The sequence below is a fragment of the Ursidibacter arcticus genome (assembly GCF_009761375.1).
Lineage (GTDB): Bacteria > Pseudomonadota > Gammaproteobacteria > Enterobacterales > Pasteurellaceae > Ursidibacter > Ursidibacter arcticus.
In genome coordinates this window covers 1-20,612 of sequence record NZ_LEKM01000136.1, presented here as the reverse complement: position 1 = coordinate 20,612, position 20,612 = coordinate 1, and the positions used below count along the sequence as shown (strand labels likewise).

At 38.0% G+C, this 20,612-nt stretch carries 24 protein-coding genes, 1 tRNA gene and 1 pseudogene; 14 read left to right on the top strand and 12 right to left on the bottom strand.

Annotation, left to right across the window (positions count from 1 at the left end):
• Window positions 1-22: 22 nt before the first annotated feature.
• From A1D25_RS05655 to A1D25_RS05640, 4 genes are all read right to left on the bottom strand, one after another.
• On the bottom strand, window positions 23-886 hold the full coding sequence (locus A1D25_RS05655; RefSeq protein ID WP_157394718.1) for an EamA family transporter: 864 nt from the start codon (window positions 884-886) through the stop codon (window positions 23-25).
• Window positions 887-1,004: 118 nt separating this feature from the next.
• Entirely contained in the window at window positions 1,005-1,613 is a 609-nt protein-coding gene (locus A1D25_RS05650; protein WP_157394717.1) for a TIGR04211 family SH3 domain-containing protein, read from the bottom strand.
• A gap of 68 nt (window positions 1,614-1,681) precedes the next feature.
• Window positions 1,682-2,941, bottom strand: coding sequence for an inorganic phosphate transporter (locus A1D25_RS05645; protein WP_157394716.1), 1,260 nt, complete (start codon window positions 2,939-2,941; stop codon window positions 1,682-1,684).
• Between the two features lie 17 nt (window positions 2,942-2,958).
• Complete coding sequence (locus A1D25_RS05640; RefSeq protein WP_157394715.1) at window positions 2,959-3,639, bottom strand: TIGR00153 family protein; 681 nt, start codon at window positions 3,637-3,639, stop codon at window positions 2,959-2,961.
• A 343-nt stretch (window positions 3,640-3,982) separates the two neighbouring features.
• Here A1D25_RS05640 and pheS point away from each other — a divergent pair, with 343 nt between their 5' ends.
• The 4 genes from pheS (at window position 3,983) to A1D25_RS05620 (ending at window position 8,329) form a co-directional block, all read left to right on the top strand.
• Window positions 3,983-4,966, top strand: a complete 984-nt coding sequence (pheS, locus tag A1D25_RS05635; protein WP_157394714.1) for a phenylalanine--tRNA ligase subunit alpha — start codon at window positions 3,983-3,985, stop codon at window positions 4,964-4,966.
• 86 nt (window positions 4,967-5,052) lie between these two features.
• Window positions 5,053-7,440 carry a phenylalanine--tRNA ligase subunit beta gene (pheT, locus tag A1D25_RS05630; protein ID WP_157394713.1) on the top strand — a complete coding sequence of 796 codons (2,388 nt, stop codon included), beginning with the start codon at window positions 5,053-5,055 and terminating at the stop codon, window positions 7,438-7,440.
• Window positions 7,441-7,456: 16 nt separating this feature from the next.
• Window positions 7,457-7,753, top strand: a complete 297-nt coding sequence (locus A1D25_RS05625; protein ID WP_157394712.1) for an integration host factor subunit alpha — start codon at window positions 7,457-7,459, stop codon at window positions 7,751-7,753.
• A 54-nt stretch (window positions 7,754-7,807) separates the two neighbouring features.
• Window positions 7,808-8,329: a C40 family peptidase gene (locus A1D25_RS05620; protein WP_157394711.1), complete on the top strand. Its 522-nt coding sequence runs from the start codon at window positions 7,808-7,810 to the stop codon at window positions 8,327-8,329.
• A 203-nt stretch (window positions 8,330-8,532) separates the two neighbouring features.
• Here the strand turns inward: A1D25_RS05620 and mnmC are convergent, their stop codons facing one another.
• Entirely contained in the window at window positions 8,533-10,536 is a 2,004-nt protein-coding gene (gene mnmC, locus A1D25_RS05615) for a bifunctional tRNA (5-methylaminomethyl-2-thiouridine)(34)-methyltransferase MnmC2/FAD-dependent 5-carboxymethylaminomethyl-2-thiouridine(34) oxidoreductase MnmC1 (protein WP_157394710.1), read from the bottom strand.
• Between the two features lie 283 nt (window positions 10,537-10,819).
• Here mnmC and purR point away from each other — a divergent pair, with 283 nt between their 5' ends.
• Genes purR through A1D25_RS11065 form a run of 3 tightly spaced genes read left to right on the top strand, consistent with a single transcriptional unit; the run spans window position 10,820 to window position 12,742 of the window.
• Window positions 10,820-11,830, top strand: a complete 1,011-nt coding sequence (gene purR / locus A1D25_RS05610; protein WP_157394709.1) for an HTH-type transcriptional repressor PurR — start codon at window positions 10,820-10,822, stop codon at window positions 11,828-11,830.
• An 11-nt stretch (window positions 11,831-11,841) separates the two neighbouring features.
• Window positions 11,842-12,477: a DedA family protein gene (locus A1D25_RS05605; RefSeq protein WP_157394708.1), complete on the top strand. Its 636-nt coding sequence runs from the start codon at window positions 11,842-11,844 to the stop codon at window positions 12,475-12,477.
• Between the two features lie 10 nt (window positions 12,478-12,487).
• Window positions 12,488-12,742 (top strand): type II toxin-antitoxin system RelE/ParE family toxin, encoded by a 255-nt coding sequence (locus A1D25_RS11065; RefSeq protein ID WP_157394739.1) that lies wholly within the window; start codon window positions 12,488-12,490, stop codon window positions 12,740-12,742.
• A gap of 53 nt (window positions 12,743-12,795) precedes the next feature.
• Here the strand turns inward: A1D25_RS11065 and A1D25_RS05595 are convergent.
• Window positions 12,796-13,188 (bottom strand): annotated as a pseudogene (locus tag A1D25_RS05595) (terminase large subunit domain-containing protein); the annotation flags it as partial.
• A gap of 27 nt (window positions 13,189-13,215) precedes the next feature.
• Between A1D25_RS05595 and A1D25_RS05590 the strand changes: the two are divergent.
• Both A1D25_RS05590 and A1D25_RS05585 read left to right on the top strand, forming a co-directional pair.
• Complete coding sequence (locus A1D25_RS05590; RefSeq protein WP_157394707.1) at window positions 13,216-13,836, top strand: glycoside hydrolase family protein; 621 nt, start codon at window positions 13,216-13,218, stop codon at window positions 13,834-13,836.
• Between the two features lie 46 nt (window positions 13,837-13,882).
• Complete coding sequence (locus tag A1D25_RS05585; protein ID WP_157394706.1) at window positions 13,883-14,068, top strand: hypothetical protein; 186 nt, start codon at window positions 13,883-13,885, stop codon at window positions 14,066-14,068.
• A 47-nt stretch (window positions 14,069-14,115) separates the two neighbouring features.
• On the opposite strand, the gene A1D25_RS05580 is transcribed toward A1D25_RS05585, so the two are convergent.
• The 4 genes from A1D25_RS05580 to A1D25_RS05565 form a co-directional block, all read right to left on the bottom strand.
• On the bottom strand, window positions 14,116-14,442 hold the full coding sequence (locus tag A1D25_RS05580; RefSeq protein ID WP_157394705.1) for a HigA family addiction module antitoxin: 327 nt from the start codon (window positions 14,440-14,442) through the stop codon (window positions 14,116-14,118).
• A 9-nt stretch (window positions 14,443-14,451) separates the two neighbouring features.
• Window positions 14,452-14,757, bottom strand: a complete 306-nt coding sequence (locus A1D25_RS05575) for a type II toxin-antitoxin system RelE/ParE family toxin (protein ID WP_157394738.1) — start codon at window positions 14,755-14,757, stop codon at window positions 14,452-14,454.
• A gap of 129 nt (window positions 14,758-14,886) precedes the next feature.
• The gene (locus A1D25_RS05570; protein ID WP_157394704.1) at window positions 14,887-15,177 is read right to left on the bottom strand and encodes a type II toxin-antitoxin system RelE family toxin; all 291 of its coding nucleotides are present in this window, start codon (window positions 15,175-15,177) and stop codon (window positions 14,887-14,889) included.
• Window positions 15,167-15,409 carry a type II toxin-antitoxin system RelB/DinJ family antitoxin gene (locus tag A1D25_RS05565; RefSeq protein ID WP_157394703.1) on the bottom strand — a complete coding sequence of 81 codons (243 nt, stop codon included), beginning with the start codon at window positions 15,407-15,409 and terminating at the stop codon, window positions 15,167-15,169. The genes A1D25_RS05570 and A1D25_RS05565 overlap by 11 nt, the downstream gene beginning before the upstream one ends.
• 98 nt (window positions 15,410-15,507) lie before the next feature.
• On the opposite strand from A1D25_RS05565, the gene A1D25_RS05560 reads away from it, so the two are divergent.
• The 4 genes from A1D25_RS05560 (at window position 15,508) to A1D25_RS05545 (ending at window position 16,781) form a co-directional block, all read left to right on the top strand.
• Window positions 15,508-15,747, top strand: a complete 240-nt coding sequence (locus A1D25_RS05560) for a TraR/DksA family transcriptional regulator (RefSeq protein WP_157394737.1) — start codon at window positions 15,508-15,510, stop codon at window positions 15,745-15,747.
• 54 nt (window positions 15,748-15,801) lie between these two features.
• Window positions 15,802-16,179: a type II toxin-antitoxin system RelE/ParE family toxin gene (locus A1D25_RS05555; protein WP_157394702.1), complete on the top strand. Its 378-nt coding sequence runs from the start codon at window positions 15,802-15,804 to the stop codon at window positions 16,177-16,179.
• On the top strand, window positions 16,169-16,480 hold the full coding sequence (locus A1D25_RS05550) for a helix-turn-helix domain-containing protein (RefSeq protein ID WP_157394701.1): 312 nt from the start codon (window positions 16,169-16,171) through the stop codon (window positions 16,478-16,480). Before A1D25_RS05555 ends, A1D25_RS05550 begins: the two co-directional genes overlap by 11 nt.
• A 148-nt stretch (window positions 16,481-16,628) precedes the next feature.
• Window positions 16,629-16,781 (top strand): GPW/gp25 family protein, encoded by a 153-nt coding sequence (locus tag A1D25_RS05545; protein WP_157394700.1) that lies wholly within the window; start codon window positions 16,629-16,631, stop codon window positions 16,779-16,781.
• A 417-nt stretch (window positions 16,782-17,198) separates the two neighbouring features.
• Here the strand turns inward: A1D25_RS05545 and A1D25_RS05540 are convergent.
• Window positions 17,199-17,275: transfer RNA gene (locus A1D25_RS05540), tRNA-Val, on the bottom strand.
• A gap of 90 nt (window positions 17,276-17,365) precedes the next feature.
• On the bottom strand, window positions 17,366-18,181 hold the full coding sequence (gene apaH / locus A1D25_RS05535) for a bis(5'-nucleosyl)-tetraphosphatase (symmetrical) ApaH (RefSeq protein WP_157394699.1): 816 nt from the start codon (window positions 18,179-18,181) through the stop codon (window positions 17,366-17,368).
• A 160-nt stretch (window positions 18,182-18,341) separates the two neighbouring features.
• Between apaH and A1D25_RS05530 the strand changes: the two genes are divergently transcribed.
• Window positions 18,342-20,516, top strand: a complete 2,175-nt coding sequence (locus tag A1D25_RS05530; RefSeq protein WP_240327110.1) for a TonB-dependent hemoglobin/transferrin/lactoferrin family receptor — start codon at window positions 18,342-18,344, stop codon at window positions 20,514-20,516.
• Window positions 20,517-20,612: the final 96 nt, after the last annotated feature.

The window sequence follows — 20,612 nt, the reverse complement described above, 5'->3', positions numbered from 1 at the left end:
TCCTTATAGGTCTATCAAGATTTTAACGCCAATAAAACAAACAAATAATGGCGATAATTGCAATCAATACGCCTAAATAGTTAATTTTATTGATTTTCTCTTTAAAGAAGAAAGCACCAATCAATGTGCCTAAACAAATCACCCCTAAGTTCATTCCAGTAAAAACAAGGGTTGGATCATCTTTCATTGCTTGGTGAGCTTTAATATAAAATAAAATGTTACCAAAGTTTAATACGCCTAATAATAGGCCAGTCAATACACTTGGGACATTCCATTGTGTGCGTTTAAGTAATAAATAGATAAACATTACACAACCTGCACCAATAAAAGAAATTAGTAAGGTCAATGGGAAAGCCGAACCCGATTTTGCCATCTGCTTAAACAGAATATCAATGATACCAAAACCAATCCACACTAACGCAAGACTGACTATCGCTGTTTTGCCCCCTTTATTCATTCCTTCGTGGCTTTTCCATAATAGACAACCTAACGCAGAAAATGCCAGCAATAAGGCAATGAGTTTGTTACTCGTTACCGCTTCACCAAATAAGGTGAACGCAGCCAAAATAGGTAAAAAGAGAGAAAGTCGTTGTGCTGCATCTGTACGGATAATTCCTGCAAACTCTAGGGCTTTAGCTTGGATTAAAAAAACCGTTGGTAATAAAATACCTAATGCAAAAAAGAGATAAGCGGATGGGTTAGTTTGTACAATTTCAACAATGGTCTGCCCTTTGAAGTCAGGTTTAAGTAAAAAATAGCAAAGTGCGGTAGCGACCACATAATTCATTGCAATACTTTGGGCGATAGCCACCCCTTTACTGCGTGCTATTTTAATTAACACACCAACAAAAACGCTACATAAGACAGCTAAAGCAAGTTCTAACATTTTGTTTCCTTTTTAACTATTTTGTTATTCAATGAAGTTTAAATAAAGCAGATTTCACCTATAAAAAAGGTAGGATTTACAATTGATATTGAAAATCCTACCGCTTATTTATCCAACTTTAAGCCCAACCGTTATTACGTTTACGGCGTGGTAATAATAAAGGAATAATTAGTCCTAACAATAAGCCTACACCTAATACAGAGCCACCATAAATAAAGTATTGGATCATAATTTCTCGTGATTGAGCATCTTGCATTGCTTCTAAATCTCGATTTTTGCTCTTTAAAATATCTAATTCACGTTTTAATTGGGCATTTTGATCAAGCAATACATTACTTTGTTGATTAGCTTGCTCTGTTCTACGTTGCATTTCTGCGGTACGTTGTTGCCAATCGCTATCAATTTTATTTAATTTTAACGTCAATTCCTCGACTTTTTGCTGTAACTGTGGCGTTAATTCTTTTGAACTTGGCGTCGATGTTAACTCACTATTTAAAATCCACGCTTCCCTATTTTTGCTATCTCGAATTAACGCATAGCGATCCTTGCGATCAAGTAATGTTACTTTATCTCCCGCTTGAATAGTGCCCGAAATTTTAAATTGATCGCCAGGGCCTTTTCTCAGGTAAGTATTTAAATTTTCTGTGACATATTGTGTTTGAGCTATGGCAACCGTTGATAAGGAAACCAATAAGCAGCCGAATAAAGTAGTTAGATATTTTTTCATAAGTACGCTTCCTTGAAATAGAGAAAAGAAAAGTGCGAATACCGCACTTTTCTAGAAATCAGCTACAATTAAAAAATAGCACGAAGAATATAATAAATAATTATTGAGAGAACAGCACCAGCAGGTAAGGTAATTACCCAAGATGCAACGATATTTCGAATTACACCTAGATTTAATGCTGCAATACCACGTGCAAAACCAACACCCAATACTGCACCTACTAGTGTTTGAGTAGTAGAAATAGGTAAGCCCGTTCCAGATGCCAATACAACAGTAATTGCACAAGAGAACTGTGCTGCAAAACCTCGGCTTGGTGTTAGGTCAGTAATACCAGTACCAATGGTACTCATTACCTTATGTCCCATTACTGCTAAACCTACAGCAATACCAACTGCACCTAGTGGTAAAATCCAAGGAGCCATTACGGTTTTACCTTCAATAACACCACCGTGATCAACGATAGAAACAACGGCTGCTAAAGGTCCAATTGCATTAGCTACATCGTTTGAACCGTGAGCAAACGCCATTGCACAAGCAGTAATTAACATCAAAATACTGAATACTTTCTCCACTCCACTAAAACCACCGCTTTGTAGACGAGAAATAAACGATTGACTGCGTAGGTAGAAGAAACAAGCGATAGTAGAGATAACCGCAAGCACTAAACCTAGAATAACTGTTTGAATATATTTCAATTCTAGTCCAACGTGTTTTAAACCTTTGTCTAAAGTTACAACACAGATAATAAAGACTGTCAAACCTGCATAATAAGGTGCATATTTTTGCGCATTAGCTAATGGTTTTTCTGTATCAAAAATCAGCTTTTGTGTAGATACAAAAATAAAGAATGCAACCAATCCAGCAATAACAGGGGTAACAAACCAACTACCAACAATCCCACCAAACTGAGACCATTGTACCGCTTCAGTACCAACAGTAACACAAGCAAAGCCAACAATTGCCCCAATAATTGAGTGAGTCGTTGATACTGGCCAACCTTTTTGAGAAGCAACAAGTAGCCATACACCAGCAGCAAACAGTGATGCCATCATACCAAGGACTAAAACGTCAGGTTGCCCTACAAAAGCATCAGAGGCAATAATGCCACTCTTGATGGTTTCTGCAACTTCTCCACCAGCAAGATAAGCACCGGCAAATTCAAATACTAATGCAATATAAACAGCTTGTTTTGCGGTAATTGTACCAGAACCCACAGATGTTCCCATCGCATTTGCTACATCGTTCGCCCCAATACCAAAAGCCATAATAAAACCAAAAACAGCAGTAATAACTACGATCATAAAACCGTATTGATTAATCAGTTCCATTGTTTATTCCTCTATGATTATGAACGAGCTAGCATTAGTTCAATGCGAGAGCCAACACGTTGCGCTTGATCGGCTAATACCCCGATCCATTCAATAATTTTATATAAGAACATAATATCAATTGGATTATGTGCGCTTTCAATACTGAGTAATGCTTTGCGTAATACAATTTGTAGCTGATCTGTATCATCTTCTATAGTATCTAATTCCAAAATCATATTGTTCACAAAATTCAACTCACGACCACGGAATCCCGTTTCAAGTAACTGATCCATTTCATTGATAACCTTATCTGATTGAATCGTTGCATCAAGACTACGAGAAAGAAAATGTAAGAAAGAAGGCTGCATTTCAACAGGGATCAACAACTGACGACCAATAACACGTCCTGAAATATCTTTAGCATAATTTGCTAATTTATCTAATTGTGTTACTAACTCTAACAAGTCTGTACGCTCAACAGGCATAAATAAACCACGAGGTAACTTTAAACGAATTTCACGTTTAAGCGAATCTGCTCGGCGTTCTAAATCAATGATCTGACGGCGAAGTTCTTCTGCATCTTCCCAACGATTTTCAAAGGTCGCTTCAAAAAATGGAACTAATAAACCACAACATTCAGTTACCTTTTTTGAATGTTTTTGTAATGGTTTAAGTGGCGAATGAGCGAATAATCCTAAAATATTATTCATTGCCATAATAACATCTCCAATTAGTTAATATAAAAAGTAAGATTGAAATGAATCAAATTGGTGTTAATTCTACTTGATGTTGCTAGGAAGATCACGAATTAAAACATATTTTTCACTAACAAGCGGTTAGTTTTTATATCTTTTTTACCTAAATACGAGCTAAATTCATACCTATTTTTAAGCTCTGCACCCTACTTTTTATCATCATTCAGATATTGAAAAATCAAGGATTTAGTCCAAATATCAGTGATTTTTAAATTTACAATTTAGGAGAGAAGTATTACTATTCATAGATTATTGTCAAAAAACAGATAACTGTATTATTTTTAAACAAATTTAGAGGATAGGTATGCAAAACCTAGAAAATATTGTTGCACAAGCAATTGATACTATTACACAAGCCAATGACGTAGCAAGCCTTGAAGCATTACGCGTTGAATACTTTGGCAAAAAAGGGCATTTTACTCTGTTAATGCAAGGGTTACGAGATGTTCCTGCTGAAGAACGCCCAGCTGTTGGTGCTAAAATCAATGAAGCAAAACAAAAAGCTCAAGATGCTCTAAACAGCAAAAAAGAACAGTTAGAAGCCGATGAACTCAATGCTAAATTAGCCAATGAACGTATTGACGTGAGCTTACCAGGACGAAAAACCGAATTAGGCGGTTTACACCCAGTTTCAATTACCATTGAGCGTGTAGTTAAGTTTTTTGCCGAGTTAGGGTTCAGCGTAGAAAAAGGTCCTGAAATTGAAACTGATTACTATAATTTTGACGCATTAAATATTCCTACTCACCACCCTGCTCGTGCTGATCACGATACTTTCTGGTTTGACGCTCAACGTTTATTGCGTACACAAACTTCAGGCGTACAAATTCGCACAATGGAAAAAATGCAACCACCTATTCGCATTATGGCACCAGGACGTGTTTATCGTAATGACTACGATCAAACCCACACACCAATGTTCCATCAAATTGAATTACTTTACGTGGATAAGAAAGCAAACTTTACCGAGTTAAAAGGATTGTTACACGATTTCTTACGTGCCTTTTTTGAAGAAGACCTTCAAGTCCGTTTCCGTCCTTCTTACTTCCCATTTACTGAGCCATCAGCCGAAGTTGATGTAATGGGTAAGAATGGTAAATGGTTAGAAGTATTAGGTTGTGGAATGGTGCATCCGAATGTACTACGCAATGTTGGTATTGATCCAAATGAATACTCTGGCTTTGCTGTGGGAATGGGGGTAGAACGTTTAACAATGCTACGCTATAACGTAACTGATTTACGTTCATTCTTTGAAAATGATCTCCGTTTCTTAAAACAATTCAAGTAAAAGCGGTTAGATAATTAAAAAATTTTGCAAATTAAGATAGGTTTTATCATCAAATAAAACCTATCACGAATTCGAGGTAGAGATAAATGAAATTTAATGAATCTTGGTTGCGTGAATGGGTAAACCCAACCATTAGTACAGAAACGCTATGCGACCAAATCACAATGTTAGGTTTAGAAGTTGATGATGTAGAAGCCATTGCAGGTGAGTTTTCAGGTGTTGTTGTCGGTGAAGTTGTTGAATGTGTACAACACCCAGATGCCGATAAATTGCGTGTAACCAAAGTCAATGTTGGTGGAGATCGTCTGTTAGATATCGTGTGTGGCGCTCCTAACTGCCGTCAAGGCTTAAAAGTTGCCTGTGCAACCGAAGGTGCGGTTTTACCCGGTGATTTTAAGATCAAAAAAACCAAACTACGCGGTCAGCCTTCTGAAGGAATGTTATGTTCTTTTACTGAATTAGGCATTAAAGTTGAGCAAGATGGTATTATTGAATTACCTGCTGATGCACCTGTTGGCGAAGATTTTCGTCATTACTTACAACTTAACGATAAAGCGATCGAAATTAGTTTAACCCCAAACCGAGCTGACTGTCTTAGTATTGCGGGTATCGCTCGTGAAGTAGGAGTGATTAACCAAGCAGCAGTTAATATTCCAACCATAGATGCCGTTAAAGCAACTATTTCAGATAAAGTTGCCATTGAATTACAAGCCCCAGAAGCTTGCCCACGTTATTTACTGCGTGTTGTAAAAGGTGTAAATGTTAATGCTCAATCACCACTATGGTTACAAGAAAAGCTACGCCGTTGTGGACTACGTTCAATCGATCCTATTGTAGATATTACCAATTTAAGTTTACTTGAACTTGGGCAACCAATGCACGCCTTTGATATGGCAAAAGTGGCTCAGCCTGTACAAGTTCGTCTAGCGAAACAAGGCGAAGAGCTCGTTTTATTAGATGGTTCAACAGCAAAATTACAAGATAATACATTGCTAATTGCAGACCAAAACGGACCGCTTGCAATGGCAGGTATTTTTGGTGGTCTAGCAAGTGGTGTAAGCAGTGATACAAAAGATGTCATTTTAGAAGCTGCCTTCTTCGCTCCACTTGCAATTACAGGCAGAGCTAGACAATACGGCTTACATACTGACTCATCTCACCGCTTTGAACGTGGTGTCGATTACGAACTCCCACGCAAAGCAATGGAAAGAGCAACCGCATTATTACTCGAAATTTGCGGTGGTGAAGCAGGTGAAATTGTTGAAGCGACTAGCCAAGAGCATTTACCAAAAGCCAATACAGTTACTTTACGCCGTAGCAAATTAGATAGTTTGTTAGGTCATCACATTGCCACAGAAACAGTTACTGATATTTTCAACCGTTTAGGCTTTGAAACAGAATATACAAATGATACTTGGACAGTAAAATCACCAAGTTGGCGTTTTGATATCGAGATCGAAGAAGATCTGATTGAAGAAGTGGCTCGCATTTATGGCTATAACAGCATTCCAAATAATGCCCCACTCGCCCACCTTCAAATGAAAGGTGTACCAGAGAAAATTTTAGAAGCTATTCGTATTAGAACAGCATTAGTTGATAGCGATTACCAAGAAGTTATCACTTATAGCTTTGTTGATCCTAAAACACAAGAATTACTTCACCCTGAACAAGAAGCTCTCATTTTACCAAACCCTATCTCAAGTGAAATGTCAGCAATGCGAGTATCACTCTTAACAGGTTTACTTGACACTATTGCCTATAACCAAAACCGCCAACAAAGTCGCGTACGTATTTTTGAAAGTGGTTTACGTTTTATCCCTGATGCAAATGCAGAGAACGGTATCCGCCAAGAGCTAGTGTTCGGTGCTGCAATTGTTGGGGATAAACGCCCTACACATTGGGAACATAAAGCAGAAAATGTAGATTTCTTTGACTTAAAAGGTGATTTAGAACGAATTCTTTCTTTAACATCAATCAAAGATAAATTGAGTTTTGTCGCAAAACAATATCCAGCACTACATCCTGGACAATCTGCGGCAATTATGCTTGATGGTGAAGAAATCGGTTTTATCGGTACGGTACACCCTAAAGTAATCCAAAAATTAGGATTATCTGGTAAACCTGTTGTTTTTGAACTTCTAGCGTCTGCGATTGCTGAACGCTCTGTACCAAGTGCAAAAGAAGTTTCTCGCTTCCCTGCCAATAAACGTGATATTGCTGTTGTTGTTGATAGCACCATCGCTGCAGGTGAAGTATTAACTGAATGTCGTAAAGCTGGCGGTGATAAATTAGTTGCAGTTAATTTATTTGATGTTTACCAAGGCAGTAATTTAGCCGAAGGTAAAAAGAGCCTAGCGATTAGCTTAACTATTCAAGACAAAGAAAAAACTCTTGAAGAAGAAGAAATCAATAACGTTATCCAAAACGTATTAGCAGCATTAGCACAACAATTTAATGCTTATCTAAGAGATTAGAATTAAGGAGCATACTATGGCACTGACCAAAATTGAAATTGCAGAAAACCTTGTCGAAAACTGTGGGTTAGATAAACGCACGGCAAAAGAATTTGTTGAGCAATTTTTTGAAGAAATACGTCTTTCTCTTGAAAAAGGGGAAGAAGTAAAACTATCTGGTTTTGGTAACTTCTCTGTTCGTGATAAAAAATCCCGTCCAGGTCGGAATCCTAAAACTGGTGAAGATGTCGCTGTTTCAGCAAGACGTGTTGTCGTATTTAAAGCAGGTCAGAAATTACGTCAGCGAGTAGAAAGTGCCAAAGTTAAAAGCTAATAATGTAGTATAGTTTAAAGGCATTCATAGAATGCCTTTTTAAAAGGAAATAAAATGGTTTTCTCTGTTAAGAAGACAACACTGATTAGTGCGGTATGCTTATCTCTATTTGTTATTACAGGTTGTACTAACTCTAATACAGTAAAAACTAAGCCATCTGCTTCTAAAATATACCGTAATCCTCCAGGTAGTTTATCTGATCCAATTATTGCAATTAGTAGCTTAAGTGAACATCAACACCAATGGAAAGGTACACGCTATCGATTAGGTGGAATATCTCGTGATGGTATTGATTGCTCAGGATTTATGCAAGTAACGTTCCGTGACCTATTTGGTATTGATTTACCAAGAACGACAGCAGAGCAAGCAAAAGAAGGTAATCGCATTTCAAAATCTGAATTACGAACAGGCGATCTTGTTTTCTTTAATACTGGCCGAGGTCCTAACGGAAAGCACGTTGGTGTTTATGTAAAGAACGGTCAATTTTTACACGCATCAACTAAAGGTGGCGTTATTTATTCTGATATGAATTCACCTTATTGGTCTCGTACTTTCTGGCAAGCTCGCCGTTTATAGTAGTAAAAATATGAAGTAGATCACAAAGTTAGCAAAAAGTTACTTGTTTGAGTAAATAGAATTTGAAAAATTGAATAACTTGACGTAGTCTATACAAACTAAAAACAAGTGTTGTGTTCAACAACCGATTTCATAAATTTGCTTTCCGAGTAGCCCCTTAACACTGGGGCTTTTTTTCAGTTTATAGTATAGAAATATTTAAACTACTCTACTTTTCTCCCCTTCAATAATTGACGTATCCAGCTCCGATTTGGACTAAGTGCGTGTAAAATATCTTGGCTTATCGGTAGAGGTTCTTGGCAAATTTGGCTTGCCAGTAATTCCCCTAGTAGAGGTGCTGTAGTTAGTCCACGAGAGCCAAGACCGGCAATTAAATAAAGATTTGTGTGATTTTTCGCCTGTTCGATAGGTTCTTTACGGCGAAGTTGATTATACAGATTCTGAAATTGTCTTTTTTGTTCCGCAAAATGAGGTACTGAACCAACCATTGGTACTCGATCACGAAAAGCGGATCGAATGCCGACCTTTCCTTTGTTCGCGGTACTGTCGATATTCAATGTCCAATCACAATCGGTTAGATTTTGCTGAAGTTTTGCAATATTTTGCTGATGTTCAGCCAAACTAAATTCCATATCGGCATTATCTCGCAAATGGCTCGCACCAATGCAATGGGTTTGAGAAGCAGATACTGGCGTAATATAACCGTCATAGCACACTACACATTTTAATGCATTTAATGCCACATTGGTTGGCACTTGGCTGACTTGTCCACGAACAGGGTAAAGAGGAATACCATCTGTTTGTTTAAAGGCTTTAAGCTGATGTCCATTCGCCAATACCACAACCGAATGGCGAAATACTTCCCCACCTTGTTGCCACTGCCACGCATTTTGTTGCCAAGTTAATTCCGTAACTTGATGATTTAAAACTAGTTTTAAGCCTTTAGTTTGTAAATAAGCAATGCCATTTTGTACTAGCTGAATGGGTGAGAGCCAGCCCCCTTGTTCAATAAAAGCGCCGCCATTTTGAACAGGCAAACCAATTTTTTCACTCAGTTGTTTTGCATCATAAAGCTGGTAAAGGGAATGATCCCAATCTTGTTCAGCCATTTTTGTTAATTTTTGTGCTGTTTTTTCGTTATACGCATAAAGAGCCACACCTGTAAATTGATGCTCAAACTCCACCACTTGTGCGAGCTGTTTTAAACGTTGCAAGGCATAATCAAAGCTATGCACATAAAAGCGAACATTTCGCTCATCGTCATCACTTAATTGGGGATAAATTGCCCCTTGTTGATTACCCGACGCATTTTGAGCCACTTGTTCATCTTGGCAATATAGCGTAACTTTTTTACCTTTTTCTAATAGTGAATACGCAAGAAATAAACTCGCAACGCCCCCGCCAATAATAGCAATATCATCACAATCAACTGAATGGTTAGGGTAAAAATAAGGATACTGTAAAATTGCTGCTAGACTTTCCTGCGGTTTTTTGCCCCATAGCATTTCTCGCTTTTTGCCAAAACCCTTGCGTTTCTTCACATCAAAACCTACCGCTTGTAGCCCTTTTCGTACTGCACTTGAGGCAGTAAATGTTGCAAAACTTCCGCCATTTTGTGTTAAACGAAACATTGCTTGGTATAATCCAGTGTTCCACATTTCTGGATTTTTATCTGGCGAAAAACCATCTAAAAACCAACAATCGACTAAACCGTTATAACTATCGCCTAGCTGCTCCAAATTCTCCGCCATTTCGCCAAACCAAATATCTAAATAGACTTGTTCAAAATGGTAACGCTGACAACCAACTTGGCGAGGCTGCCAATAAGCGGTGAGTTGCTGAGAAAGTTTTGCAAATTGTGGGTAGAGTTGATGAATATCGGCTAATTGGCTTGCCGTTAATGGAAATTTTTCAAAGGAAATGAAATAGAGCCGTTTTAATGGCGAATTAGGATATGTCTGCTGAAATTGTTGAAATTTTTCTGCAACCGCTAAAAAATTTAACCCTGTACCAAAGCCCGTTTCCGCAATAATGAATGCAGATCTTGTATGATCCTGCCATTTTTGCCAAAGTTGATTGCCTTCCTGAAAAACATAATAGCTTTCTGCCAATCCGTCTTGAGTAGAAAAATAAATATCGTCAAATTGTTCTGAGACGGGAGTTTGCGTTGCATTAAACGCCAAAGATGCAAAAGTGAGTTTAGCCATAAGAGAATAAAAAGAGATAAAAAGAAAGAGCGTCAAATGACGCTCTCATTGAGAAATTCTTAATTTAGAAAATATTGATTGCAAATGTCACAATCATACCTAAAGCAAGTGCAACAACTAACATTGAATAACCAAAAGTACCCATACCATCTCCTTTCAAAATAATAAGTAATTGCACTATTTTAAAAGGATTTATTAAAAATGCAATGCAAGCGGTGATTTTGTTTTAGCATTTTGCAAAATTGGCTATAATGAGCCAATTTTTTATTGTGAGGAATTTTTAATGGCTACGATTAAAGATGTTGCCAAATTAGCAGGCGTGTCCACTACGACAGTCTCTCACGTGATCAATAAAACACGATTTGTGTCTGAAGATACCACAAAAATTGTTTGGCAAGCCGTTGCTGAATTAAATTATTCGCCAAGTGCTGTTGCCCGTAGTTTAAAAGTGAATACGACTAAATCAATTGGAATGATCATTACAACGAGTGAAGCCCCCTATTTCGCTGAAATTGTATTAGCGGTGGAAGAATACTGCTATCAGAAAGGCTATTCATTATTTCTATGTAATACCCAAAACCAACCTGAAAAAATCCAAAACCACTTAGATATGTTGGTTAAAAAACGGGTAGATGGTATTTTAGTAATGTGTTCCGAATATACTGAAAACTCGCTTGCACTCTTTAACGGTACAAATGTACCACTGGTGGTAATGGATTGGGGGCCAAACGATGAGCAGAGTGATCGTATTCAAGACCATAGTTTTGATGGTGGTTATATGGCAACCCGTCATTTAATTGAAAATGGGCATCGAGATATTGCCATTATCACAGGCGATCTATTTAAAACGACAGCTAAAGCTCGCTTTGATGGCTTTGTTAAAGCGATGACGGATGCGGGGTTGCTTATTCGAGATGAGTGGATTTGTGAAAATGATTTCGAGCCTGAGGCAGGCTATGAAAGTATGAATAATTTACTTAAACAAGAAAAATTGCCTACAGCGGTTGTTTGTGCTTGTGATGTCGTTGCTTTAGGTGCAATTTCTGCAATTACAGAAAAAGGGTTATCCGTACCGCAAGATATTTCGATTATTGGCTACGATAATATTCATAACTCGCGATTCTATGCTCCGCCACTTACCACTATTCATCAATCTAAAACACGTTTAGGACAGATGGCATTAGATTTACTACTTGAACGTATTCAACATAATGAACAAAGCCACGAACCTAAGGTCTTAGAATTTTACCCCGAGCTCGTTGTGCGTAGCTCTGTCCGAAACCTAAATCAATAAGAGGAATTGTAATGGAATTACTAATTGAATTTTTCAGTAGTTATGGCTACTTTGCCGTTTTTTTTGTACTGTTAATTTGTGGGTTTGGCGTACCTATTCCTGAAGATATTACACTCGTATCAGGCGGTGTCATCTCTGGCTTAGGCTATACAAACGTACATTGGATGCTTGTCGTAAGTATGATCGGCGTATTAGTCGGTGACAGCACAATGTATTGGCTTGGACGAATTTACGGTGAAAAAATCCTACAATTCCCACTTATTCGAAAGATTGCGACTCCTGAACGCTTTGCAACGGTACAAGAGCGCTTTGAAAAAGAAGGTTGGAAACTCTTATTTGTTGCTCGTTTCTTACCAGGACTTCGAGCTGTGGTTTATTTAGTATCGGGCATTACTCGTAAAGTTACTTTTACTCGTTTTGTCTTGGTCGATTTCTTTGCTGCAATTATTTCTGTGCCAATTTGGGTCTATTTGGGCGACTTCGGAGCAAAAAATTTAGATTGGTTACATCGCCAAATTCAGAAAGGACAAATGGCAATTTGGGTCATTTTAATCATTGGTGGAATTTTCGTATTTTGGAAGTGGAAAAAGAGCCGTAAAGCAAAATCAGTAAATAAACCAACTCAACATATAGATAATAAGCCTTAATGAATAAAAAATCCCTAGTCGTAAGACTAGGGATTCAGGCTATGAGCAAAGCGGTATTGAACTCTATACAGATATTTTCAAAAAATTAGATATTATCGCTTTTATGCCAACAATCGGTGTTGCTCGTGATGACGGTACACGAGAAACATTTATCAGAAACTATCGCATTGTATATGATGAAATATTTGGTGATAACGTTTACATCATTACAGTTATTCATACACGCAGAATTTACCCACGCCCATTCCTGTACGGTCAATGGTGATTTTCTTTCCATTCTTCGTAGGAATCCACCGCACAACGTTGCAGGTCATCAAGATTGAATGCTTTGCCAGACCAAAATTCATAAGCTGCACTGGCAGTCGTTGTTGGGGTAGAAAAATAAGTTTGGCGATATTGTTTCTGTGATGCCATTGCAGAAGCCACTTTCCGCATTTCATCAAATTTTGGCACCCAAAAGATTTCATCGAAGTACAAATTACCGTGGTAAGATTGAGCTGTTGCCGAGTTCGTTCCCAAGAAAATTAACTCCGCCCCATTGGGTAATAAAATTGTTTCGCCTGCTTGATACCAATGCCGCTGATACTGGAACATTCCCTGCATAAAGCCATTGATGAGCAATTCTTCCTGCTCAGGTGAAATCGGATTTTTATCCGCTGGCTTGCGTTCGCCCTTGTTGCGATTGCGAATTTTGGGATTAAGATCGGCTTCGAAAGTTTCCTTGCCAAAATCAAGGCAATGTTTAGCCAGCAACGCACAGATAACGCAGAACAATTCAAGGAACACCAAAAAACCATTGAATTATTAGCACAGGAAATTACCGCTCATTCCACACAGCTTGAGACTAAAAATGCAGAAATTGCAAAACTGACGGCTGATCTCACCGCTTTACAAAACCAAGTTGAGCTTATCGCCAACCAACCTGAAGCAAATTTCACTCCACGTCCTGAAATTACGGGTGCAGATCAACGAGAACCTTATTATTGCCCTGCTAATGTACTTACCGTTGGCATCGGCTCAACCGAAGCAAGCGGTCAGAAAATCGAATTAAATCGCAAATATAGCGATCAAGAAATTGCAGAACGCTGGGCGAACGATATTCGCTTGGCTGAAAATTGCGTTAATCGCTACGGCTACGGCAGAAATATGCCACAAGGGGCATTTGATGCAATGGTGTCGCTTACTTTCAATGTCGGTTGTGGAGCAATGCAAAAATCCACCCTATTTCGCCTTGCACAAACAAAATATAGCCCTGAAATGTGCGAACAGTTTCCACGCTGGAACAAAGCAGACGGAAAAGTGCTGAAAGGCTTAACCATCAGACGAGAAAAAGAGAGAGCATTATGTTTAGCCAAGTAGCCCGATTATGTATCGCCCCTAGTTTTAACAAAGCAACGAACGCAAAGTGCTACAAGCCCAAAACCAAGCTCAACAAACTGAAATTGTCCTAGTGAGATCGGACAATCAAAACCTAGCAAATCAGCTCGAACTGGCACAAAGCCACATTCAACAATACCAACAACAGATTGAAAAAATTGAGCTAAAAAGCTGGGCGGAATGTGTAGAGGGGTACAATCGGAATTTGAAATAAAGAAAAACTACGCCCAATCGGGGAGCTGTTGAGCGTAGGGGGATAAATTACATTACAAAGGCTGCACCTTGCCCACTGTTTGCAACTTGCACTTTCGCAAGGCTTTGTTGGAAGCGGTTGTTATGGTTGAGTTCCCATAAATCGACATTGGTTTGTAGGTTTAGCCAAAACTCAGGTGTGGTACTAAAGGCTTTAGCCAGTTTTACTGCCATTTCCAAGGTAATGCGTGAGCTGTTGTTGATGATGTTACTTGCAGTGTTGCGATGAACATCAAGAATTTGGGCTAAGTCCCCCACTTTGAGATTGAGCGGTTCTAGAAATTCTTCTTGTAGGATTTCGCCAACAGAAGTTGGTTTGCGTTGCGTTACTAGCATTGTTTGCTCCTATACGTTGTAAGTATGTGGATCTAAATATAAGTCTGAGAGTTCGCCATTCTCAAATTTGAAAATAAGGCGGTACTGTTTATTCACTCTGATGGAATAGCATTTATTTTCTTTTGGTTCGAGCAGTTCAAGATGATTTGCTGGAGGTGAGCGTAAATCGTTGATGTTTTCTGCCGCACTTATCATATCCAGTTTGCGAGCTAATACTTTGGTTAAGTTCGCAGGGATATTGCGATGGCTTTCTCCATATTGGAAAAAACGGTAGAGGTAATCATCTCTAAAATGGGCTAATGTTAAGTTGAACATTGCTTTGCTCGGTAAGTTTAACAATACGATGATTTTAAAATAAATAATTGCACAATGCAAATATGCAAAGCATTAAGGTATAAAAATGCACAATATAAATTTAATGTAAGGTAAGTGATGGCTATAAGACTAATTTGCTAAGCGGCTTTTTGCTGTGTTGTAGGCTTCTGAGCGTTCTCGTTTGCCGATCGCTACAACATAAACAGTAATACGTTCATTTTGAACTTGATAGACCAAACGGTAACCGACTTTACGCAATTTAATTTTATAGCAGTTTGGGTAACCATTGAGTTTATTCGCTGGAATTTCAGGGCATTTAAGTATCTCTGCGAGTTTCTTTTTAAATTGTTCCCGAATAGTGTGATCCAGTTTTTGCCATTCTTTTAATGCTCGTGGGTCAAATTCTAATTCATAGGTCATCAAGACTTACCTTTATGCCCTGTTGTGGATTGGCTAGACGGTAGCGAACCGTTTGAATAAGTTCATCTTCTTCATCGGTAATGACTGCTTGTTTTATTGGAAGACTGCGATTGTCGGTGATGTACTGGAAATAAAGACGGATCGCTTCGCTTGGGCTGATGTTTAAATCAGCTAATACAGCATAAGTCTGTTGTTTGAGATTGTCATCTAAGCGGACGTTAAGGGTTGCCATAGGTTTCTCCTTGTGAGTAATGGGAATGTAATGCGGATTGTAATGCAAAAAAGAACAGAATGCAAAATCGACTTGAACAAGTAAAAAACGGAGAAAAAATGCAAGACCAAATAGACAAAGCCAATGAATTAGCGGAAAAGGAGCGAGAATTTGCACTTGCAAAACTACGCAACAAACCGACCGCTTGCAGTTTAACGCACTGCCAAGATTGTGACGAAGTGATCCCCGAAGCTCGCAGAAAGCACGCAATAGGTTGCACACGTTGCATCGACGGCCAACAAATTTACGAACGAAAAGCCGAGGCAAGAACCCGTAGTAGTTTGCGAGATCGGGGTTAATTGACAAAATAAAATAATAGGCATACTATACTTCTAAAGAGTACAGGGGATAAAATGCGAATTTTTAAAACACGAGCTTTTGCAAAATTTGCATCCAAACAGAAAATTGAGGATACTCAGTTAGTGGAAGCCATTAAACGTGCAGAATTTGGATTGATTGATGCGAATCTCGGTGGCAATATCATCAAACAACGTATTGCAAGGCAAGGACAAGGAAAATCAGGCGGTTATCGTTCTCTGATTTTTTACAAAATCAATGATAACCACTTTTTTGTTGTCGGTTTTGCCAAAAATGAGCAAGAAAATATCTCTGCAACGGATTTAGCAAGCCTAAAATTATTAGCTGAACAATATGCAAACTATCAAGATGAGCATATTGCATTATTGCTTCAAACAGGAGCATTGATTGAGGTAACACAAAATGAAATATAACAGTGAAATCGCCCAAATGATCCACGAAAACGCAGTCGATTTATTTGATGCGGGTTTAATGGATAAGAAAACAATGCAACAGTTTGATAAGAACTGCTTAACCCCAGTAAAAACGCTCTCTCCCGATGAAATTCGCTCTATTCGTGAAAAAGAGAATTTTTCCCAAGCGGTTTTTGCAAACTATCTCAATATCAATAAAAATCTAGTGTCTGAATGGGAACGTGGTGTCAAAAAACCAAGTGGCACAGCTTTAAAGCTCTTAACACTTATTCAACACAAAGGCATTGAAATTATTGCCTAACACAAACAAGCGACTGCGGTCGCTTTTTCTTTCTCTGTTAAACCCCAAACCACAACGCCCACCGCTCGCCCTACGCTTAAAGAGTGCCGACAATATCGCTATTTTTAACTGCCGATATTTCCAATGACTGAACCAAAGCACATCGGTAATGACGTTAAAGCGTTGGGAACCACGCATTGAAATTACTCGCTTTAAAATTCACTACGACCCGAATTACCCAAGTCAAGTAGCCGCTGATTTAGACGGCATTAACAAGAATAATCAGACCAAATTAGCCTTTGCTGATTTGGCGTTACGATAAACAAGGGCGTTGATTTCTTCGTGTGAATAACGGCGTGTACGTGCCTTTGGTGTTTCGGGCTTTCTCATGCCTTTTAGGTAGTTGGTTTCAATTAACTTCCATTCGTACTTTGCGATGTTGTAAATGTGTTCGCCCATAGTTTTGCTTCAGCTTTGGTGCGAAAAGTTACAGTTTTGGATATGCCTTTTTTCTTATTGGGTTTTACAACCATATTCGGTTTTGATGAATGTCGCCATTATTTTTACCCCTATTTTACGGTGCAATTCAATGTTACATTAGATCATTTTTTATAAGCAAATCACTGTTTTATGCTATATAAAAAAATGGCTAAATATGCAAAAAATTAAATAATATCAATGAATTATCACGTTAGTTCGGGAATTTTTGGGGTATTGAAAACACTGGGGAATAGTGTGATGGTGCGACTAGCTGGACTCGAACCAGTGACCCCCACCATGTCAAGGTGGTGCTCTAACCAACTGAGCTATAGTCGCATTTGATAAGTAAAAACAGGGCTAATTCTAATGAAAAAAGTAAACTTAGGCAATAGTTTACCTTTTCATTTGCTTGTTTTTAATCCATATTTAGCGAGTTAAACGTGGTTGTGTATAGATAGCTTTATCTTCCCAACGTAAGATAGTGAGATGATTACCCCAAACACAGCCTGTATCTAGGGCATAAATGTTTGATGGCGTTGGATAACCAATTAAACTTGCCCAATGCCCGAAAATGATAGGATATTGCTGATAAAGCGGATTATCTAGCTCAAACCAAGGTTTTAATTCGCTAGGTGCTTGTTCAACTGGTAATTTACATTCAAAATCTAACCGCTTATCAGAGTAGCAAAAACGCATTCGAGTAAAAGCATTGATAATATAACGCCAGCGTGCTATCCCTGTTAAATCATCATTCCAGCTATCTGGTTGGCTGTCATACATTTGAGCGAGAAGCTCAATATAATCTTCACTCTTTAATATATTTTCGACTTCATTAGCACAAGCAAAAGTGGTTTTAAGATCCCATTCAGGACTAATCCCCGCGTGAGCAAGAATAAATTGATGAGTAGGGTGTTGAGCGACAAACGGTCGGTTACGCAACCAATTTTGTAATTCTTCACGATCTTCAGCCATAAAAATGGCATCGACTTTATCTTTAGGTTTTACCTTTTTAATACCTTGTAAAGTTGCCAGTAAATGCAGATCGTGGTTACCTAATACTACTGTTGCTTTTTTACCCAACTCTTTCACCAATCGTAAACAAGCAAGAGAATTTTCACCACGAGCCACCAGATCGCCTGTTAGCCATAATTCATCGTAAGTAGGATTAAAATCAACTTTTTTCAGTAGTGCTTGAAATTCATCAAAACAACCGTGTAAATCACCAATAAGATAAGTAGCCATAATGTTAATAAGAAAAGAAAGAGAAATTGGAGAGTATTTTAGGCAACAAGCGGTAAGATAGATAGAAAAATTTGCAAAAATTATAGAGATAACATTGCAATTTACTTAAATTTAAATAAGAATAGTTATCGTTTGTTTGTTTTAAAAGGAAGAGTTCAAAATGATGTTAAGAAAAAAACAAATCGCTATTTTTATCGCTTCAGCTTTAGCTGTAAATAATGTGGTTGCAGAGCAAACAGCAGCGTTACCTGAAATCAAAGTTACTGAGGGTATTGTAGATACAGGAATTACTAATACTCTAATCAACAAAAAAGATATTCAGCGTAAGCAACCAAATGATATTAAAGCTTTATTTGCTGACCAACTTGATGCTCAAGTCAATGACTTACAAAATAGTCGTTCTGGTAATGATGGTGTGAATGTGAGAGGATTGCAAGGTAACCGAGTTGCAATGAACATTGATGGTGTTCCACTTCCTGAAACTCAAGAGAACAAATTATTTGTTTCACTCGGACAAGATTTTGGAGCGGGGAATAGCGTTGAACCGACATCACTACGTTCTGCGACAGTTCAACATAGTGGTTCTTTCCAATCATTATCAGGTAGCGTCAGTTTTGCAACATTGGAGCCTACCGATGTTATCCAATCAGGTAACGTTGGTGGTTTCGTGGCAACGGGCTATGATAGTTCAGATAAATCTATTTATGGCTCTGTTGCAGGTGCAGCTAAAAATGAAAATTATCAAGGGCTTGTATTAACCACAACTCGGTGGGGAAATGAAAAAGGTAATCGTGGTGAAGTAGGTGGAGAAGGCGATACACGTACAAAACCTAATCCTGCAGATTACAAAAATAGTTATGTGCTAGTGAAAAACGCTTACCGTTTGAATGATGAAAACCAATTCAAATTAACTTTTGAACATCAACAGAAAGTCAAAGATACTTCCCTATTATCTAATAATGGTTCTTCTATTGATAGAGCAACAGGTGAACAAATTTCAGGCTTTACTGAAGATAAAACTCGTCGTTCTAGAGTATCGTTAGGGCATCAATATCAAAGTGATAATGGTTTTATCAATAATATAGATAGTAACATTTATTATCAAAATGCTACTACGCAAAATTATCGTAAACGTAGCTCTATTCGTTCTTCTCGTGTTGAAAACGGTGAATATAGTAATAAAAATTGGGGGGTAAGCTCTAATTTTACGAGTTTAGTTGATGCAACTATTCCAAATGCTATTCGTTATGGATTTGCTTATCACTATTCTCGTATTAAAAGTGATTTAGCTTGTTCAAGTTGCTCACGAGCATTAACTTTTGATCCTGCAGCAGACACAAAGCAATCTAAAACGCATCTCTATGTTGAGGATGAGATTGCATTAAATAACTTCACGATCACTCCGCATTTAGGCGTATTACATTATCGTGTGAACCCATCTAAATCGGGCTATATTCAAGCAGCTGCAGAACACGCAGAAGTAAAAGCACGGAAACATACCGTATTCTTGCCAAAATTCACGCTTGCTTGGAAAATGAACGATACATTCCAGCCATATTTCCAATATTCTCGTGGCGTTAAAACACCATCTGCCCAACAATTAACGTCATCTTTTGGTAATACTGTTGCAGTTGGTGGACGAGTTGTTCGTCAATATGCGGTGGTCGGTAATGCAAATTTACGCCCTGAAACAGCAGATAACTTTAGTTTAGGCGTGAAAGGTAAATCAGATAATATTCAATATCACGTTGTAGGTTACTACAATAAATATCGTAACTTTATTGATTGGGTATCTGGTGAGGCTGGTAACTTTAACCCATTTATCCAATATCATAATTTAGATAAGGCTCGTATTTATGGGATTACCGCAGATGCTAAATGGTCTTGGAATAACTTCTTTATTTCAGGTGGAGTGGCTTATGCGAAAGGGAAATCGGAACAGCAAGAGAAAAAATCACCAATCAACACAATTCAGCCTTTGAAATTAAAAACAGGTTTAGGTTATGAAGCAGAACAATTTGGTGCCGATATTCAACTCACTCACATTAGAGCGAAATCGGATAAAGATATTAATGGTAGTATTTATAACCCTGTTCGTTCAGTCAATCTTGTTGATTTAGGCGCTTACTGGAAACCAGTTAAGAATTTAACTCTTTCTGCGAATGTGAATAATGTTTTCAATAAAAAGTATTGGAATTGGTCTGATATTTCATATTTTGCAGTTCAAAGTTCTTCTGAATCGGCAGATCGTACAGCAACTTTAAATAGACAAAATGCAGATACTTATTCTGCATTAGGGCGTAATTTTAATATTGGCATACGTTATGAGTTTTAAGTAGACGAAATATCGAGTGTAAAATGCTAAAGTGTTCTTAAAATTTAAGCGGACGTTATGTCTGATCTGCACCCCAATTTGTTGTATCCAATTAAC

Coding starts and splice junctions, on each gene's coding strand:
- A1D25_RS05605 (WP_157394708.1), top strand. CDS start 11,842: ATGGAATTACTAATTGAATTTTTCAGTAGTTATGGCTACTTTGCCGTT.
- A1D25_RS05655 (WP_157394718.1), bottom strand. CDS start 886: ATGTTAGAACTTGCTTTAGCTGTCTTATGTAGCGTTTTTGTTGGTGTG.
- pheT (WP_157394713.1), top strand. CDS start 5,053: ATGAAATTTAATGAATCTTGGTTGCGTGAATGGGTAAACCCAACCATT.
- A1D25_RS05650 (WP_157394717.1), bottom strand. CDS start 1,613: ATGAAAAAATATCTAACTACTTTATTCGGCTGCTTATTGGTTTCCTTA.
- A1D25_RS05565 (WP_157394703.1), bottom strand. CDS start 15,409: ATGGCAACCCTTAACGTCCGCTTAGATGACAATCTCAAACAACAGACT.
- A1D25_RS05545 (WP_157394700.1), top strand. CDS start 16,629: ATGACGTTAAAGCGTTGGGAACCACGCATTGAAATTACTCGCTTTAAA.
- A1D25_RS05550 (WP_157394701.1), top strand. CDS start 16,169: ATGAAATATAACAGTGAAATCGCCCAAATGATCCACGAAAACGCAGTC.
- A1D25_RS05590 (WP_157394707.1), top strand. CDS start 13,216: ATGTTTAGCCAGCAACGCACAGATAACGCAGAACAATTCAAGGAACAC.
- A1D25_RS05625 (WP_157394712.1), top strand. CDS start 7,457: ATGGCACTGACCAAAATTGAAATTGCAGAAAACCTTGTCGAAAACTGT.
- A1D25_RS05555 (WP_157394702.1), top strand. CDS start 15,802: ATGCGAATTTTTAAAACACGAGCTTTTGCAAAATTTGCATCCAAACAG.
- apaH (WP_157394699.1), bottom strand. CDS start 18,181: ATGGCTACTTATCTTATTGGTGATTTACACGGTTGTTTTGATGAATTT.
- mnmC (WP_157394710.1), bottom strand. CDS start 10,536: ATGGCTAAACTCACTTTTGCATCTTTGGCGTTTAATGCAACGCAAACT.
- A1D25_RS05580 (WP_157394705.1), bottom strand. CDS start 14,442: ATGCTAGTAACGCAACGCAAACCAACTTCTGTTGGCGAAATCCTACAA.
- A1D25_RS05530 (WP_240327110.1), top strand. CDS start 18,342: ATGATGTTAAGAAAAAAACAAATCGCTATTTTTATCGCTTCAGCTTTA.
- purR (WP_157394709.1), top strand. CDS start 10,820: ATGGCTACGATTAAAGATGTTGCCAAATTAGCAGGCGTGTCCACTACG.
- A1D25_RS05570 (WP_157394704.1), bottom strand. CDS start 15,177: ATGACCTATGAATTAGAATTTGACCCACGAGCATTAAAAGAATGGCAA.
- pheS (WP_157394714.1), top strand. CDS start 3,983: ATGCAAAACCTAGAAAATATTGTTGCACAAGCAATTGATACTATTACA.
- A1D25_RS05640 (WP_157394715.1), bottom strand. CDS start 3,639: ATGGCAATGAATAATATTTTAGGATTATTCGCTCATTCGCCACTTAAA.
- A1D25_RS05560 (WP_157394737.1), top strand. CDS start 15,508: ATGCAAGACCAAATAGACAAAGCCAATGAATTAGCGGAAAAGGAGCGA.
- A1D25_RS05645 (WP_157394716.1), bottom strand. CDS start 2,941: ATGGAACTGATTAATCAATACGGTTTTATGATCGTAGTTATTACTGCT.
- A1D25_RS05575 (WP_157394738.1), bottom strand. CDS start 14,757: ATGTTCAACTTAACATTAGCCCATTTTAGAGATGATTACCTCTACCGT.
- A1D25_RS05620 (WP_157394711.1), top strand. CDS start 7,808: ATGGTTTTCTCTGTTAAGAAGACAACACTGATTAGTGCGGTATGCTTA.